The organism is Carboxylicivirga sp. (genome assembly GCF_982718395.1).
In genome coordinates this window covers 1-15,980 of the sequence record NZ_CEXQWX010000038.1, presented here as the reverse complement: position 1 = coordinate 15,980, position 15,980 = coordinate 1, and the positions used below count along the sequence as shown (strand labels likewise).

Here is a 15,980-nt window from a genome sequence, read left to right as displayed (position 1 = left end):
TTCCAGAGCAAACGTTTGTGGTGATGAGCCATTGTATTGACGGCTACAACAGTTTTGATAAGTTTCATACCTTATTTGACAAGAACTTCTGATATTTTGAATGAACAGGCATCACCACCAAGGGCAATCCATCCTTGAAAACGGAGATTGACATCTTCATTTTCGAAGATATTTGATTAACTCACAATCAGAGACAATTTTACATCAATTTGATATTGTGCACATTACAGCATTTGGTATTTCCTTTGATTCTAAAAGGGAAACGATATATCATGAAAAAGAAGACACTATTATCCGCATTTACAATTGCTTCACTTCTGACCTTTCTTTTATCAGGTTGTTTAGAGAAAGAGTTTGAATCAATCGAAGCGCAAATTACTGATGAAACTACCTTTGAAGGGTTTGATTTTGCTACCATTACCAGTCTGGATATAACAATCAGTGCTGTTAGTCCAGTAAGTACGCCAATTAAAGGTGCTGTTCTTGAGTTATTCTCAGAAAATCCCCTTTTGGCAAATGGAACGTACAACCCCAATGCCAATCAATACAAAATGTTTAAGGGAAGTACAACAGACAATGGTAGTTTAAATACTGTTGTCAACTGTACTATTGGGCAAGACAGTCTTTTTATTTTAAGCTATTACGTTGGATTGCCGACTTTAACTGCCGTAAAGATCAACGCAAAAACGATGGATGTAACCATTGGTGGTAATTCAAATCAGGCGACAACAAAAAGCTCTCGTTTAAAAGGAGCTCCTCCGTCAGAAGTAAATGTAGTTAATGGTTACCATACATTGGGAAGCTGGGATTACTCAGGGGTACCTGATTATCTGGAAGAAACCAGCGACAATATATCTGCTGAACTACTTGAAAAGGTTAATGCTTCACTACCTGAAGGCAGTCCATTAACCGAAACTCATCCCCAGTATTTAAATAACTCCAATGATGCTAATCTTAATGTGATTGAGGACTGTGAAGTATGGGTCACTTTTGTTCATGAAGGTGCCGGTTGGAGGAATACACTTGGTTATTATACCTACCCCATTGGAAATCCTCCGGCTAGTGTAGATGACATCAACGATTTGACCGTCATTTTCCCTAATGTCTCATATGGATGGTGGAACAGTGGCTTAAATTCCGGTGATAAAGTGCAGTTGCATTATCTTGATCAGGATACACAGGAATACACAAATGTTTTCCCGGCCAATACGACCATTGCCTGGTTTATTGTAGCGCAAGGTTTTAGCAATGGTACAATTGGCAATGGAATATATACACACTATTCAGACATTGCCTTAAATAACGAACCTGATCCGGATCTTAAAAAACACAATGTTCTGCTTTACGATGAGGAAGATGAATTACTATTAATGGGGTTTGAAGACATTAGAAGAGACCAGAACAGTGATGAAGATTTTAACGACGCTGTTTTTTATACAACCGTTACTCCATTTACAGCTGTTAACACAACATTTTATCAACCGGTGGATACACCAACAGATTCTGATGGAGACGGTGTTACTGATACATTTGATGAATTTCCTGATGATGCCGGCAAAGCTTTCAATAACCATTATCCTGCAGAGAATACTTATGGCACACTTATATTTGAAGATCTATGGCCATCTAAAGGAGATTACGACTTTAATGACCTTGTGATTGATTATAATTTTTGCCAGCACACCAATTCAGAAAACCAAATTACGGCTATTGACTCCAGAATAGTGGTTAGGGCAATCGGTGCCTCCTATCACAATGGTTTTGGTATTGAACTCAATATGTCACATAGCAGAATAGAGAGTGTAAGCGGCCAAAGAATAACGAAAGACTTCTTGAATTTAAGAACTAACGGCACAGAAATACAACAAGATTTTGCCACCATCATTTACTTTGATGACGCATTTAATAACCTTCCCTATCCGGGAACTGGTATCGGGGTAAACACAACCTTTGGTACCCCTTATGTTGAGCCGGATACGCAATTGGTTAGTATTCAATTTAAAAGCCCAATGACATTTAACGAGTTAGGTGCTCCGCCTTATAACCCGTTTATGATCATCGATGGTCAAAGGGAAATTGAAGTACATCTGCCAAATCACCAACCTACACGATTAGCTAGTACTGATCTGCTTGGCACCGGTGATGATGATAGTGACAGCTCGCAAGGTAAATATTATGTCTCTGACCAATACCTGCCTTGGGCTATTAATCTGCCGCAGAGCTTTGACTATCCTTACGAAAAGGAAGATATAACCCAGGCTTATCTGCAAATGGCTCCATGGGCAACAAGCAGGGGATATACTTATATGGACTGGTTCCAGCCACTTCCTAATTACAGAGATGAGAGCAGAATATATCAAGCACCTAATGATTAACCCTTTACAGAATGGCCTCTCTAACTTTCTAAGCATCTCAAAGGTGCTAAGAAAGTGTGAGCCGCCGGCAGATAATGATTCTCAGCATTATTTAGAAAACAAAAAGATAGAGCGATGAAAAAGAAGATATTATTAGTAGATGATAAGCAAGAGTTCAGAACACTTGTAAAAATCATCCTTCAGGCCAACTACGAAGTGGCAACCGCATCAAATGGCTTAGAAGCATTGGGATTATTACAAAATGGATACTTCCCGGATTTAATCGTCAGTGATTTAATGATGCCTTTGGTTGATGGAAAAAGTATGATACTGCAGATTATTGCAAGTGACATTTACAAGCACATACCAATAATGGTACTGTCCAGCATCAACCAAAGTCAGCAAAAAGTAGAGCTCTTAAAAACCGGTGCTTCGGAATATCTGGAGAAACCATTTAATCCTGAAGAACTAAAGGTTAGAATCCACAAATTATTGGAGGCAGGGTAATAATACCTCCATCTCTTAACTCAACTAACAGATATTCAAATCCATGTAAATTCCTGACAGATGAAAATCAAGATAAAATATTACGGCAATAACAAATCGGTATACAATCGATTATATAAGAGCAGGCTTTTTAACATGTCTGAACAAGGCAATGTTAATGACAATATGACTATTGAGGAAGATACCCAATGCCTTTTTCTTCAGGTGGATGGGAACAATGCCAGGCAGATTTTCCTTATTCAGAAAGCTCAACTAGCCATTCTTAATACAAATGCAGTGTTAATTGTTTTAGGCAGCAACAAGCACCTTTACAATTACTTACGTCGCAGAGTATTTGATGTATTTGATATCAACTCGCCTGCAGAGCAAATTGAGACAAGAATTCGCTTTTTCCTTCATCATAAAGAATTGCTGACTTCCTCTTTAGATACAGATCATGTTGAATTTAAGATTCCGATTTGGAAACGGATCTTTGACATTGTTTTTGCAAGTATCGCGCTTATTCTGCTGACACCTCTTTTTGCATTGACAGCTTTATTTATCCGCCTGGAATCGAAAGGTCCTGTTTTTTACAGTTCTAAACGAGTTGGTGCCGGATACAAAGTTTTCGACTTCTTTAAATTCAGATCCATGTATCCGGATGCAGACAAACGTATCAACGAGTTAATGAGCTCGGGTCAATACAATAAGCAAGCTGCTAATAAGCAAAAAACGATAGATATCAACTCTTCAAATAACACAACATTATTCCAGGATGACGGATCTATCAGTGAGGCAGAGCATCTTGCTAAGAAAACAGAAGAAGAAGACCGCACTTTCTTTAAACTGAATAATGATCCTCGCATCACCAAAGTAGGACGAATTATCAGAAATACAAGTATTGACGAATTGCCTCAATTGGTTAATGTACTGAAAGGCGATATGTCGATTGTTGGAAATCGCCCGTTACCTTTATATGAGGCAGAAAAACTAACCACTGATATGTGGGGCGAACGCTTCCTTGCTCCTGCCGGATTAACCGGTTTATGGCAAGTATCACAGCGTGCAAAAAGCAATGATATGTCTTCAGAAGACCGCAAATTACTTGATATCCAATATGCCCGCCACTTCAATTTTCTGGATGATATGGTTATCATTCTGAAAACTTTACCTGCTATGCTCCAGCATGAGAATGTTTAAATCAACAGCATTCTATTTTCCTCCAAAATGCAACTTAAAAGTGGATATTATGAAGAAGATAATTTTCATATACACCTTAGTTTCGGCTTGTTTTCTTACAAGTTACGGCAATGAAACCGTTGATGCTTCGCCAACTCAGTTACCTCCAATTGAGTTGGTTATCGAATACGCAATAGCAAATTCAGCATTCGTTAAGGAACAGATAAAGCAAAATGAGATAAAACTTAAGGACTTGCAGATTGAGAAGCGTACCTGGATGAATTACCTCTTTCTGGAAGGAGCAGCTAACTACGGCATGTATGACAATTTGTTTGTCCAGAACAATACTACTGATACAAGAGCCACAACAGGTGCTTTAAATCGAAACGAGCAAACAGCTTATTATGCCGGAGTTGGTTTAAAATTGCCCTTATCCGCATTAACAAACAGAGGGCGAACACTGAAAAAAAGAAAGCTTGAAATAGAGAAAGCCCAACATCAGCGCGAGGATGCTGAGAAACAAATAGAGCATGTCATTATTGAGTTGTACTATGCTTTAAAGTACCTGGAAGAAAGTATGCATGCCTATTTAGAAATTTACCAAACCTTGGAAATCAGTTACCAAAAGGCTCAAAAGGATCTGCTAAACGGACGTACAGAACTGGATGATTTTGCCCTATTATCATCAACAACCGGAAAGGCAAAAAACGATTATCTGAAAGCCAAGCACACTTTTATGTCAGAATATAAAAAACTGGAAAGTTTCACTGGTTTGGATTTTAACAATTTAGCAACAGAAAAATGAACATCTACAGCGTTATCAATATCATTCGTAAGCAGCTTAAGTGGTTAACTGGTTTACCAATCCTAATGGCCGTGATCATGTATATTGTTGCGGGTCATCAGCCTAAGCACTATTCAACCAAAGCAACCTTGTTTACAGCTATCGCTTCAGGATCTTCACTGGACAACCTGAACAATAGCCGGGTGGATTTCTTTGCATCCAAAACAGCATATAATAACCTCATCACCATTATTAATTCGCGCAAAGTAATTGAAGAAACATCATTACGTCTTTTATCAATGCACCTGATGCTTAATAGCGTGGATGCTTCTATTATATCACCATCTGCATATGAAGAGCTCAATGACAACATTCCCGAAGAAATAAAAAACCTTGTTGTTGCAGATGATGCTGAGAAAACTTATGAGAATCTTAGAAATTACACATCCCAGGATAAATCGAACTATTTATATGGTCTTTTAAATTTTGACCACCCGCATTACAGCCATAAAGCCATTTCGTCCTTAAAAACCAAACAGGTAGATGGCAGTGATATTATTGAGCTTTCCTACAAATCAGATGATCCGGCTATTGCTTATCATACCCTGAATATCCTTATCAGCGTATTTTTAGGAGAATATAGCAACCTGAAAGTCAATCAGGCCAGTTCAGTAATTGCCTATTTCGAACAACAACTGAGAAAGGCTGCCTCTGAGTTGGATAACGCTGAAGATCGCCTGCTTAATTTCAACAAAGACAACCAGATTATTAACTACTACGAGCAAACAAAACATATCTCGTCACAGCAAGAAAAAATCGAAATCAAGCTACAGGATATCGTCATGGAATTTGAAGCTGCAGAAGCGATTCTTGCCAGATTGGAAGACGAAACCCAATCGCGATATAATATCAATCTGAAAAATAAAGAAATAATCGATTTACGAGAGTCACTGATTTCCGTGAATAAGGATATCGCCTCATTGGAAATTAGAAATAGTCTTTCTGAAGAGATATCTGAGCGAAAAGGTGAATTACTAACTAACAAAGTAAACCTGGAAAACAGTTTACGTCATAAAATTGATTCACTATACTTCTATGAAAGACGAAGTGATGGTATTGCCATTGATCACCTGCTTGATAACTGGTTGCAAACCGTAATTAATTATGAAAGTGCTAAAGCCCGTTTGCTGGCAATGGAATCCAAAAGAAAAGAATTTGAACAACTGTTTAATCAGTTTGCTCCGTTGGGTGCCTCACTAAAAAGGATTGAACGGGAAATTGAAGTAAAAGAAAAATCATACCTGGAAATTCTTCATCACCTGGGTCTTGCAAAGCTAAAGCAGCAAAACGAAGAACTAATGGCTAATATGAAGCTACTGGATGAACCTTATTTACCAATTGATGCTGAACCAACCAAACGCAAACTATTGGTTATTGTAATCGCCATCTTCACCTTCTTGTTTACCTTGCTTGGTATTTTTGGCTATGAATTATTGGATAATACAATTAAGACGCCTTCAAGACTTGAAAACCTTAATGCCTATAAAGTAACAGGTTTAATTCCACGAAAAGATCAACAACAACTGGATTGGAACCTGTTAACTATGAAAGGACTAAAACCGCTGATCGACAGCATCAATTCTAAATTGATCGGTTCGTCAGATAATCGTCCTGTTATAGTTCAATTGTTCAGTCACCTGGAAAAAGAAGGTAAAACTTATACAGCTGATCACTTGGTAAAAGCACTATCAGGCTACAACCATAAGGTTCTGCACATATCCTTTGGCGAGGAAAGTAAAACTTACAGCTCGCACCACATTCAAGTGCAGCAAGAGAAATTAAATGTAGCCGATTATAATGATGTGGTGGATAACTTTGACACCAATGATGTCATTATAGCAGAAATCCCTGCATTATCGAACCAGCACTTTACTAATCCGGCGTTACTTCAATCGGCACACCTCAACTTTGTTATCGTTCAAGCCTCACGAAGCTGGTCAAAGTCTGATGACTTTATTAAAGAACAATTTGAAGAGCAGAAGCAAATTCATGCGACTGCTGTTCTAAATCAGACTCTTCCTGAAAATATGGAAGAAATGATTGGTGAAATACCAAAATCACGATCAAGACTAAGACGATTTATCAAGCATCAATTACTTAACAGATACTAACATGCTACTACAGTTCTTAAAAAATAGAAACATTAAAAATAATCTGTACTCGTTGGGTGGCAATGCTTTTCAGGCCGGATTGGCATTTATTACCTTCCTGATTCTGGTGCGGTTTATGGATTCAGCCAACTTTGGAAAATGGGTGATTTTTATAACTGTAGCCACACTTATGGATATGTTCCGCTTAGGCCTGACCGGAGCAGCTACCATCCGTTTAATCTCGTTAAACAATCAAGAAGGTAAAGAGAGTGCAATAGGGGCATCGTATCAGCTTAGCCTGATTACCAGCGCAATTACTGTTGTAATTTTTTGGAGTCTTTACTGGATAATTCCTGACAATGAATTCAGCTACATCTTTTTATTTTACCCAATATTGGCTATTTGTAATGTCCCATATTATCAGGCCACAATTGTATTCCAGGGTGTTTCAGATTTCTCCCGCTTATCCATCCTTAAATTATTGAATGCTGGTTTGATACTGGTTTTGATATCTGCACTTATCCTTTGGGAAATAACCATGACGGTTAAAGTACTCATAGTCATTTACACTATAGCCAACATTGCAACCAGTTTAATTGTGATCATTAAAAAATGGGATGGTGCCAGCTGCATTAGTAAAGGAAATAAGGCCTATAGAAAAAAGATTCTGGATTTTGGGAAGTACTCTACCGCAAGCTATGTAGGCAGTAACCTGTTAAAAAGTTCAGATACTTTAATTTTGGGATTATCTCCGTTTATGGGTGTTGAGGCCGTTGCTATCTATGCCATTCCTTTTAAGTTTGTTGAAATGATTGAAGTGGTTTTAAGAAGCTTTGCCTCCACCGCCTACCCTAAACTGTCACAGGCTTTAAAAGAAAAAGGCAATCACTTTTTTAAGTATTTGATGACTTACATTGGTATTTGTACCTTAATCTTTATCCCGATTTCTACAGCCGTATTCCTGTTTCCCGAAACATTGTTAAACATTCTGGGAGGTAGTAATTATGCTGATCAGCTTCCTATTCAAAAAACTATTCTTTACATCATTAGTATCTATGTCCTTTTTCTACCTGCCGACCGCTTTACCGGTGTTGCTTTATTTGCCATGAATAAAGCCAAACTTAATTTTTATAAAATCACGTTTATGCTGGTTTTTAACATTCTGTTCGATATTGTCGCTGTTTTCGTGTTTAAATCGCTCGCACTGGTGGCACTTGCCACATTACTTTTTACACTAATCGGCATACTGATTGGTTGGAAATATGTCAGGCATTCATCCACTGAATACGCACATCTCCAAAACAATTTTAGTGTTTATATTTTATATAATATCAGGCAGTTAAAAAAATGGCTTCGCCCTCACAAACAAATTCATCATCGCGCTTAGCTAAGATTGTAATCATCGTTTTCTTGGCACTAATCCTTTTGTCCTCTGTTCTCCTTTTGGCAATGGAACAAGTACAACTGGGTTTTGTGCTACTGCTTTTGCCGTTCATTATCTCCGTTCTCATCTGGGTCTTTATCAATCCGGCTAATGGCATTTTATTGGTATTCATCAGTAACTACTTTGCCATGGGTGTTTCACGCTACCTGCCCGGACCACTTGGCTTATCTGTTGACGGTTTGTTAGTTCTCACGTGGTTATCAGTGATTTTCAGTCAGTTTAACCGCAAAATACAGTGGAGAAAGGCCTGGAACGGCTTAACCCTGGTTGCCATCATCTGGTACGCCTATGCCTTGCTACAGTTCTTTAATCCCGAAGCAGCCAGCAAAGTGGCATGGTTCTATGCCATGCGCGGCGTTTCCTTATACATGTTCTTATTGGTTCCCTTGGTTTTCATTGTTTTTGATAAAGAGCGGGATCTGGACAAAATGCTCAACTGGTGGGCGTGGTTTACACTTGCTGGAGTATTGAAAGGTATTATGCAACAAACCATTGGACCCGATCCTTGGGAAAATCACTGGCTGGCTACCATTGGCGGTAAAACACATTTGCTGCCGGGTGGCCTGCGTATTTTCTCTTTTTTTACCGATGCAGCTACCTATGGTGGTTCCATGGGTTACTCAGGCGTTGTGTTTGGACTGTTGTTTTTACATACGCAGTCGAGAAAAAGATATTTCTGGTTATTGATTGCTGTTATGGCATTCTATGGCATGATCATATCCGGCACACGGGGAGCCCTGGCTGTGCCTTTTGCCGGCTTGGCTCTTTACAGCATATTAAGTAAAAAGTTTAAGGTTCTGGCAGCCGGTGTTGTGATTATGGTTGGTGTATTTGCCTTTCTGAAATTCACGACCATTGGTAATAGTGTTTATGAGATAAGGCGTTTCCGAACAGGTCTGGATCCCAACAATCCGTCGTTGGTAGTGCGTTTTGAAAACCAGCAAAAGTTAAAAGCCTACCTGGCCGACAAGCCATTTGGTGGAGGAATCGGATCAGCAGGCAACTGGGGACTTCGTTTTTCGCCGGGCACCTTTCTTGCTGATACTCCAACGGACAGTTGGTATGTACAGATCTGGGCCGAGCAAGGTATTGTAGGATTAAGTCTGCATTTGTTAATACTATTATACATCCTGGGTTATGGCAGCTATTACAGCATGGTTCTTTGTAAAAATGAACGATACAAGATCAAAGCCATCGCTCTGCTATCCGGTATGTTTGGCATTATGGTTGCCTCCTATGGAAGTGGAGCATTGGGGCAAATGCCCAATGGTTTGATTGTTTATATGAGCATGGCTTTTATTTTTTTGATGAGGAAGTGGGAGAAGGAGGAGGCTTAGAGACACAGTAACACTTTTTTACTTATCCGATGAATATAAACGAGATGCAGATATTCATCGGATAAGTTTGCAATCAAGTCTGCAATTCGCTAAGCGCATTAAAAGCGCTAAGCGAATTTCCGGAACATTTGGGATAAGTTTAAAAAAGAAAAGCAACCAACGAAAAGTAATTATAACCTTTCACCAGTTGCTTTTAAGACACGAAATCAATTAGAAAAAATCACCCTTGTTTTCCAATAATATTTTTATTTAAGCGCGAATACTGATCGTTTAATGATGTTCCAAAAGGATTTGGCTGAATTCACAAATTCATGAAAATTAGATCGGTGCGGAAAATAATGCCTAACCATCTCCTCATCCCAATAGCCTTTAAAATACTTGATATATTTCTCATCTGTCGGATTAATTTCAAACTCTATTTTATCATTCCATTCATATCTTACAGTCATAAAATCAGCTTTGGTATCCATCAGTATCTTATAACCTATGGATACTTTGGGTAGCCAGGTTAGAAATAAAAAACCCAGATCGGGCCCACCTTTAAACCAGTATTTTTCCTTATCCATCAGGATTAATTTATTATCAAGCTCCAGAATTAACCAGCGATGTGACTCTTTTGGAAATAAATATTCACCGATCAATGATGGGACTTCAATATATCCTCGATCAGCCACGCGCATTTGTTCTTTTAAAAAAGCCTCAGGGTCTTCAGTATGTTCTAACACGTGACTGGAAATGACGTAGTCAAATTCTTTAGTTCTAAATGGGAGATCTTCTCCATCAGCCTGAACAAATTCTTGGTGTTTCAAAACCTTAATATCAGACTGGCGGTGATAGTTGGATTCTACAAATTTATCAACCACAATATTGGAGCGTGGATGCGGATTATGACCTCCTCCTACTTCTAATACATAGTCACTTGTATTTATATTTAAATGATTCCTCGACTTTGGATTGGTGCTTTTCATGATATCAAATTATTAAGTTCCCATATGCAATACCAAAGAAAATGCCACCTCTTCCATCCCATTGATTATCTATACTTTAAAGATTCAAAGATTTATCTATCCTGATGAATATCTTCATTTTTGAAGGGCTTTCAATTCATCCTCTTCAATAATGAAGAATTCGCATAATATTTTCGAACACTCCTTTTTTACATCCCATTAAACATCAATAAGATACAACCGTTGGCACGCACCTTGAATTTTATGTGCCGAACTTAAAAATGTAAGGTCATGAAAACGAAGAAGCTCGTATCAATAATAACCATTAACTACAAACAAGCACAGGTAACTAACGAACTGCTTGCTTCCTTGCAAAAAGTTGACTGGCCAAATGTAGAAATCATTGTAGTGGATAATGGTTATGATCCATCAGCAGAAACTGAATCCATCGACTACTACAACAATCTAAAAATTATCCGCTCAAAGAAGAATCTTGGATTTGCCGGTGGCAACAATCTTGGCATCTGTCATGCAAAAGGTGACTATATTCTATTGCTTAATAATGACACTGTCGTTAAAAGTGATGTGATTAACCATATGGTGGAACTATTGGAGAGTAATCCATTGATCGGTGCCGTTAGTCCTTTAATAAAGTATTGGGATAATCCTTCGTATATACAGTATGCCGGTTTTACACCTATGCATAAAGTAACGCAGCGCATTAAAGCTATAGCCCATAAACAACAAGATATCGGACAATATAACCGACCCCAAAGAACCAATTTTGCACATGGCTGTGCTGTGATGATTCCAAAAAAAATTATCCGTGAAGTTGGCTTAATGCAAGAGGACTACTTCCTTTATTATGAAGAGCATGACTGGAGTCAAAGAATTAAAAATGCCAGTTACCAAATTTATCTGCAACCGAAATCGGTTGTTCTGCATAAAGAATCTATTTCAACAGGTAAAGGCAGCACCCTAAAGACCTACTTTCTGAACCGGAACCGGATCAAGTTTATGCAACGACACAGTAAAGGATTTGATAAGGTTTTAAGTTACCTCTATTTGACCTTTATATCAATTCCGGCCAATCTAATTCGCTACACCCTATCAGGGCGCCTTAATCATTTAAATGCTTATGCTGATGCAATCTTTTGTGCACTAACTCATAAAACCTCAAGACAATGGAAATTCTAATATTAATTACTCAAATCACCGGCTACCTGATTCTTACTTTTCTTTTGCTATCAGGTCTTTACTTTCTGTTTTTTGCAGCTGCAAGTTTTTTTTATCACGATAATGCAAACGACACAAGTGATCCTGTTACGCAAAGGAAAAAGGTAGCCATTCTTATACCTGCTTATAAAGAAGACTATGTGATTATTGAAACAGCCGTAAACGCTAAGAAGCATGCTTCTAAACAAGCAGAATGCGATGTTATTGTTATAGCGGACCAGCTTAAACCGTTTACTCAAAAGGTACTTGATTACCTTAAGATCACAGTTATACCGGTTTACTTCCGAATCAGCTCAAAATCGAAGTCGATCCGCTATGCTTTGTCCAAATTAAAGACAGACTACGATTACACTGTGGTATTGGATGCCGATAATTTATTGGCTCCTGACTTTATTGATAATATTATTAGCAAACTAAACAGTGGCTACAAAATAGTGCAAGGGCACCGGGTGGCGAAAAATAAAAACACCCGAATTGCTACCCTTGACGCCATCAGTGAGGCAGTTAATAATAACATCTTCCGAATTGGTCATCGCGCGGTTGGTTTATCAGCTTCTTTAATTGGATCAGGCTTTGCTGCCGAATACCAATATTTCAAGTCACTTATAGATCAGAGCACCTCCATTGGTGGATTTGATAAAGAACTGGAACTGATGATCCTTAACCAGGGCGATACCATTGGGTATTCAAAAAAAGCTGTTGTTTTGGATGAGAAAATACAAGATGCAGGTGGCTTTGTAAATCAGCGCCGACGTTGGTTATCAGCTCAGTTTGTTTATTTGCGATCAGGCATTAACAAAATGCTTAAAGGTAAAGCGAACCGGAATTACCTTGATAAAATAATTCAGTTCCTTTTACCTCCGCGAGTAATAGCAATGGGCGTCTCCCTGTTAATTACATTACTTACAGCAGTTAGTCTATTTTTCGAAGGCAGTCTCAATGGTTTGTTTTGGTGCGGATTGGTAACATTCATGATAAGTATTTCATCTGTCGCTATTGCCACGCCAAAAGAGTTTTATAACTCAAAAACCCTAGCCTCAATCTGGTCCTTACCCAAAGGATTTATCCTGACAATGGTTGCCTTACTAAGAATTAAAAATGCGAATAAACGATTTCTGCACACCACTCATCGCATTGCAGAACTTAGGTAAATACTACAAAACCTTAACTATAACTAATTCTCAATCATGATAATCGCATTTAACAATTGTAACCACCTCCCCACTTCGTGGTACTCCTCCTTCAAAAAGGAGGAGAATGACCAGAACTTTCCCCTCCTGAATTTTAGGAGGGGTGCCGAAAGGCGGGTGGTATAAATTAAGTTTAAATGTAATTACTCAAGCATTCACACTTTAAAACACCAGGAAAATGAAACGAATAAAAATATTACACGCCATACGGCAAGGAAAAATAGGTGGTGGCGAATCGCATGTTTTGGATTTGGTGGGTAACCTTAACACTTCAAAGTATGAATCAGTGGTATTGTCATTTACCGACGGACCTATGATCGAAGCTCTGAAACGAAAAGGAGTAAAGCATCATGTGATCCATACTGAGAAACCATTTCATTTTGGAATTTGGGACCAGGTAAAACAACTTATGGCCAATGAGAAAATCGACTTGGTACATGCACATGGAACAAGGGCCCTGTCCAACACATTTAAATCAGCTAAAGATCTTAACATTCCGCTGATATATACTGTACACGGATGGTCGTTCCATCAGGATCAATCCTTTGTGGTTCGCTATCTACGCGAAAAAATGGAACATTTCCTGACCAATCATTGTGATAAAACCATATGTGTATCGCAAAGCAACCAACAGGATGGCATTGACCGTTTTAACCTTAAGCGATCGGAAGTGATCTATAATGCTATTGATGGACATGTATTTAATCCTGAGCTGAATTATAGAAATATACGCCAGGAGCTCGGTATTAAGGAATCAGCCTTTGTTATTGGTTATATCGTCCGGTTTACCAACCAAAAAGATCCGATGACCATGCTTAATGGTTTTAAATTGCTTCTTGAGAAGAACCCCAATGTTCATTTATTAATGGTAGGCGAAGGTGAACTAAAAGAGAAAGCCATTAATAAAGTCACTCAACTGGGGCTTCAAAACCATGTTACTTTTCAGCCTTTCAGAACAGATGTTCCTGCCTTACTTAAAGCAATTGATCTGTATTGTTTACCATCCCTTTGGGAAGGTTTCCCAATCGGAATTCTGGAAGCCATGGCCATGAAGGTACCTGTGATAGCCACTCCTGTTGATGGTACACGTGAACTCATCCGTCAGAACATCACCGGTGAATTTATTGAGGAGAAAAATCCTGAAGATCTTGCCAAAGTAGTTGAGCAGCTTATAGCTAAACCTGAAAGAATCAGTTCGCTAATTGATAATGCTCAGCGCTTTGTAAAAGAAAACTGTACCATTCAAAAGCAGATTGAAAAGATTGACAGACTCTATACTTCATTTGTCTGACCCGGAAAGGTACAGAGTATCAAGTACAAAGTATCAAGACTATTTACAGCACGTTTAATATCAATTGTCAAACACTAATACGAAACATCATGTTACAGCATAGATATATCATTATTACCGGCATCCAATCATGGAATATCACCATTGGAAGTAATATCAAAAACATGGCTTCCGAACTGGCCAAAAACAACAATGTACTGTTTGTTAATCCTCCGGCCGACAGGATCTCAAAATTGAAAGAACTTGGACAATCTAATAACAAACCGTCTACCCCATCGCTTGATCAGGTGGAAGAAAATCTGTGGGTACTTCAACCGGAATGCGTTATGGCATCGATTAATAAAGTGCCCTTAAGCTCGTGGTTTGATCATCTGAACAAACGCAACAGCTATCTGCTCGGGAATGAGATCCTGAAGGCCATTAAGTTGCTTGGGTTCTCAGACTATATTCATATTTGCGACAGCGATATGTTCCGCAGCCAGCATTTGAAAGAAATATTGAAACCATCCCTATTTGTTTATTACTCAAGGGATAACTTATTGGCTGTTAATTATTGGAAACGTCACGGTGTCAAGGCAGAACCATCAATCATGAAAAAAGCAGACCTTGTGCTTACCAATTCTGAGTTTCTTGAAAAGATAGCCTTACAACACAATCCAAACAGCCATTTTGTGGGGCAAGGTTGCGATACAAGTGCTTACCAGGCCAATCATACCTATCAAGTGCCGGAAGAATTAAAGCAATTCAGTTCCCCGATCATTGGATACATAGGTAGTTTAAACACTTTACGGCTTGATATCGGTATTCTTGAACACCTGGCCACACATTGTGCCGATTGGAATATTGTTTTGGTAGGTCCCGAGGATGAAGCGTTTCAGAACAGCAGTTTGCACCAGTTCCACAATGTCCATTTCCTGGGTTCCAAACCTGAATCAGATCTTCCAAAATACCTGGATACTTTTGATGTAGCCATCAACCCGCAACTCATCAATCATGTCACCATTGGTAACTATCCACGTAAGATTGACGAATATCTGTCAATGGGAAAAGCTGTAGTTGCCACAAAAACAGAGGCTATGGATTATTTCTCTGACTATGTTTCATTGGCCGATACAAAGAATGATTGGGTTCAATTGATCCAAAAAGAGTTGGAAAATTCTGATCCGTCAGTAATAGAAAAACGAATCCAGTTTGCCTCACTTCATACCTGGAGTAATAATATCAAAGAAATCGGAAAACGAATTACAAAACGTGAAAACGAATTGAATCATGTTATCACTTCATCTTAAACTTTAGCCCCCGCAGATAACGCAGATCAACGCTGAAAATGACTTCATACATTTGGATGAATAAAAATCTGCGAAAATCAGCGCAATCCGCGGGAAATAGAAAGAGCTTGCGAATCTTAGAACACTTTAAAATTTACATTATGAAACTCAAAGAATATATCAAAAACAGTCCACGTTTAAAGGCATTAGTTTTACGCCTGTTAATGCCCAAAGGACAAGCTCGTCCGCGATTCTGGATAAAATGGCTGATACATCCTTTTATTTTGCAAAAGGGAAAAAATGCAACCATTCAA

The 15,980-nt window shown here is 38.6% G+C and carries 12 protein-coding genes; 11 read left to right on the top strand and 1 reads right to left on the bottom strand.

Annotated features, from left to right (window positions below):
* Window positions 1-272 precede the first annotated feature (272 nt).
* The 7 genes from AC4MRQ_RS09285 to AC4MRQ_RS09255 all read left to right on the top strand — a co-directional run bounded on the left by AC4MRQ_RS09285 (window position 273) and on the right by AC4MRQ_RS09255 (window position 9,734).
* A complete protein-coding gene (locus AC4MRQ_RS09285; RefSeq protein WP_491197390.1) occupies window positions 273-2,375 on the top strand; it encodes an LruC domain-containing protein in 2,103 nt (700 codons plus the stop codon).
* A 114-nt stretch (window positions 2,376-2,489) separates the two neighbouring features.
* Entirely contained in the window at window positions 2,490-2,861 is a 372-nt protein-coding gene (locus AC4MRQ_RS09280; protein ID WP_491197389.1) for a response regulator transcription factor, read from the top strand.
* A 60-nt stretch (window positions 2,862-2,921) separates the two neighbouring features.
* Window positions 2,922-4,040 carry a sugar transferase gene (locus AC4MRQ_RS09275; protein WP_491197388.1) on the top strand — a complete coding sequence of 373 codons (1,119 nt, stop codon included), beginning with the start codon at window positions 2,922-2,924 and terminating at the stop codon, window positions 4,038-4,040.
* A 49-nt stretch (window positions 4,041-4,089) separates the two neighbouring features.
* Window positions 4,090-4,824, top strand: coding sequence for a TolC family protein (locus AC4MRQ_RS09270; protein WP_491197387.1), 735 nt, complete (start codon window positions 4,090-4,092; stop codon window positions 4,822-4,824).
* Window positions 4,821-6,974 carry a GumC family protein gene (locus tag AC4MRQ_RS09265; protein WP_491197386.1) on the top strand — a complete coding sequence of 718 codons (2,154 nt, stop codon included), beginning with the start codon at window positions 4,821-4,823 and terminating at the stop codon, window positions 6,972-6,974. The genes AC4MRQ_RS09270 and AC4MRQ_RS09265 overlap by 4 nt, the downstream gene beginning before the upstream one ends.
* Window position 6,975: 1 nt before the next feature.
* Window positions 6,976-8,340, top strand: coding sequence for an oligosaccharide flippase family protein (locus AC4MRQ_RS09260; protein ID WP_491197385.1), 1,365 nt, complete (start codon window positions 6,976-6,978; stop codon window positions 8,338-8,340).
* 62 nt (window positions 8,341-8,402) lie between these two features.
* Entirely contained in the window at window positions 8,403-9,734 is a 1,332-nt protein-coding gene (locus tag AC4MRQ_RS09255; RefSeq protein ID WP_491197384.1) for an O-antigen ligase family protein, read from the top strand.
* Window positions 9,735-9,979: 245 nt separating this feature from the next.
* Here AC4MRQ_RS09255 and AC4MRQ_RS09250 read toward each other — a convergent pair whose 3' ends face one another.
* Window positions 9,980-10,702, bottom strand: a complete 723-nt coding sequence (locus tag AC4MRQ_RS09250; protein ID WP_491197383.1) for a class I SAM-dependent methyltransferase — start codon at window positions 10,700-10,702, stop codon at window positions 9,980-9,982.
* A gap of 270 nt (window positions 10,703-10,972) precedes the next feature.
* Between AC4MRQ_RS09250 and AC4MRQ_RS09245 the strand changes: the two genes are divergently transcribed.
* From AC4MRQ_RS09245 to AC4MRQ_RS09230, 4 genes are all read left to right on the top strand, one after another.
* Window positions 10,973-11,878, top strand: coding sequence for a glycosyltransferase family 2 protein (locus AC4MRQ_RS09245; protein WP_491197382.1), 906 nt, complete (start codon window positions 10,973-10,975; stop codon window positions 11,876-11,878).
* Window positions 11,866-13,068, top strand: coding sequence for a glycosyltransferase family 2 protein (locus tag AC4MRQ_RS09240; protein WP_491197381.1), 1,203 nt, complete (start codon window positions 11,866-11,868; stop codon window positions 13,066-13,068). The genes AC4MRQ_RS09245 and AC4MRQ_RS09240 overlap by 13 nt, the downstream gene beginning before the upstream one ends.
* A gap of 217 nt (window positions 13,069-13,285) precedes the next feature.
* Complete coding sequence (locus AC4MRQ_RS09235) at window positions 13,286-14,398, top strand: glycosyltransferase family 4 protein (RefSeq protein WP_491197380.1); 1,113 nt, start codon at window positions 13,286-13,288, stop codon at window positions 14,396-14,398.
* A gap of 89 nt (window positions 14,399-14,487) precedes the next feature.
* A complete protein-coding gene (locus AC4MRQ_RS09230) occupies window positions 14,488-15,687 on the top strand; it encodes a glycosyltransferase (protein ID WP_491197379.1) in 1,200 nt (399 codons plus the stop codon).
* Window positions 15,688-15,980: the final 293 nt, after the last annotated feature.

What these genes read in the sequence shown, in the direction of transcription:
- AC4MRQ_RS09255 (WP_491197384.1), top strand. Translation starts at nt 8,403, where the DNA reads ATGGAACAAGTACAACTGGGTTTTGTGCTACTGCTTTTGCCGTTCATT.
- AC4MRQ_RS09235 (WP_491197380.1), top strand. Translation starts at nt 13,286, where the DNA reads ATGAAACGAATAAAAATATTACACGCCATACGGCAAGGAAAAATAGGT.
- AC4MRQ_RS09250 (WP_491197383.1), bottom strand. Translation starts at nt 10,702, where the DNA reads ATGAAAAGCACCAATCCAAAGTCGAGGAATCATTTAAATATAAATACA.
- AC4MRQ_RS09240 (WP_491197381.1), top strand. Translation starts at nt 11,866, where the DNA reads ATGGAAATTCTAATATTAATTACTCAAATCACCGGCTACCTGATTCTT.
- AC4MRQ_RS09275 (WP_491197388.1), top strand. Translation starts at nt 2,922, where the DNA reads ATGAAAATCAAGATAAAATATTACGGCAATAACAAATCGGTATACAAT.
- AC4MRQ_RS09270 (WP_491197387.1), top strand. Translation starts at nt 4,090, where the DNA reads ATGAAGAAGATAATTTTCATATACACCTTAGTTTCGGCTTGTTTTCTT.
- AC4MRQ_RS09230 (WP_491197379.1), top strand. Translation starts at nt 14,488, where the DNA reads ATGTTACAGCATAGATATATCATTATTACCGGCATCCAATCATGGAAT.
- AC4MRQ_RS09265 (WP_491197386.1), top strand. Translation starts at nt 4,821, where the DNA reads ATGAACATCTACAGCGTTATCAATATCATTCGTAAGCAGCTTAAGTGG.
- AC4MRQ_RS09285 (WP_491197390.1), top strand. Translation starts at nt 273, where the DNA reads ATGAAAAAGAAGACACTATTATCCGCATTTACAATTGCTTCACTTCTG.
- AC4MRQ_RS09260 (WP_491197385.1), top strand. Translation starts at nt 6,976, where the DNA reads ATGCTACTACAGTTCTTAAAAAATAGAAACATTAAAAATAATCTGTAC.
- AC4MRQ_RS09245 (WP_491197382.1), top strand. Translation starts at nt 10,973, where the DNA reads ATGAAAACGAAGAAGCTCGTATCAATAATAACCATTAACTACAAACAA.
- AC4MRQ_RS09280 (WP_491197389.1), top strand. Translation starts at nt 2,490, where the DNA reads ATGAAAAAGAAGATATTATTAGTAGATGATAAGCAAGAGTTCAGAACA.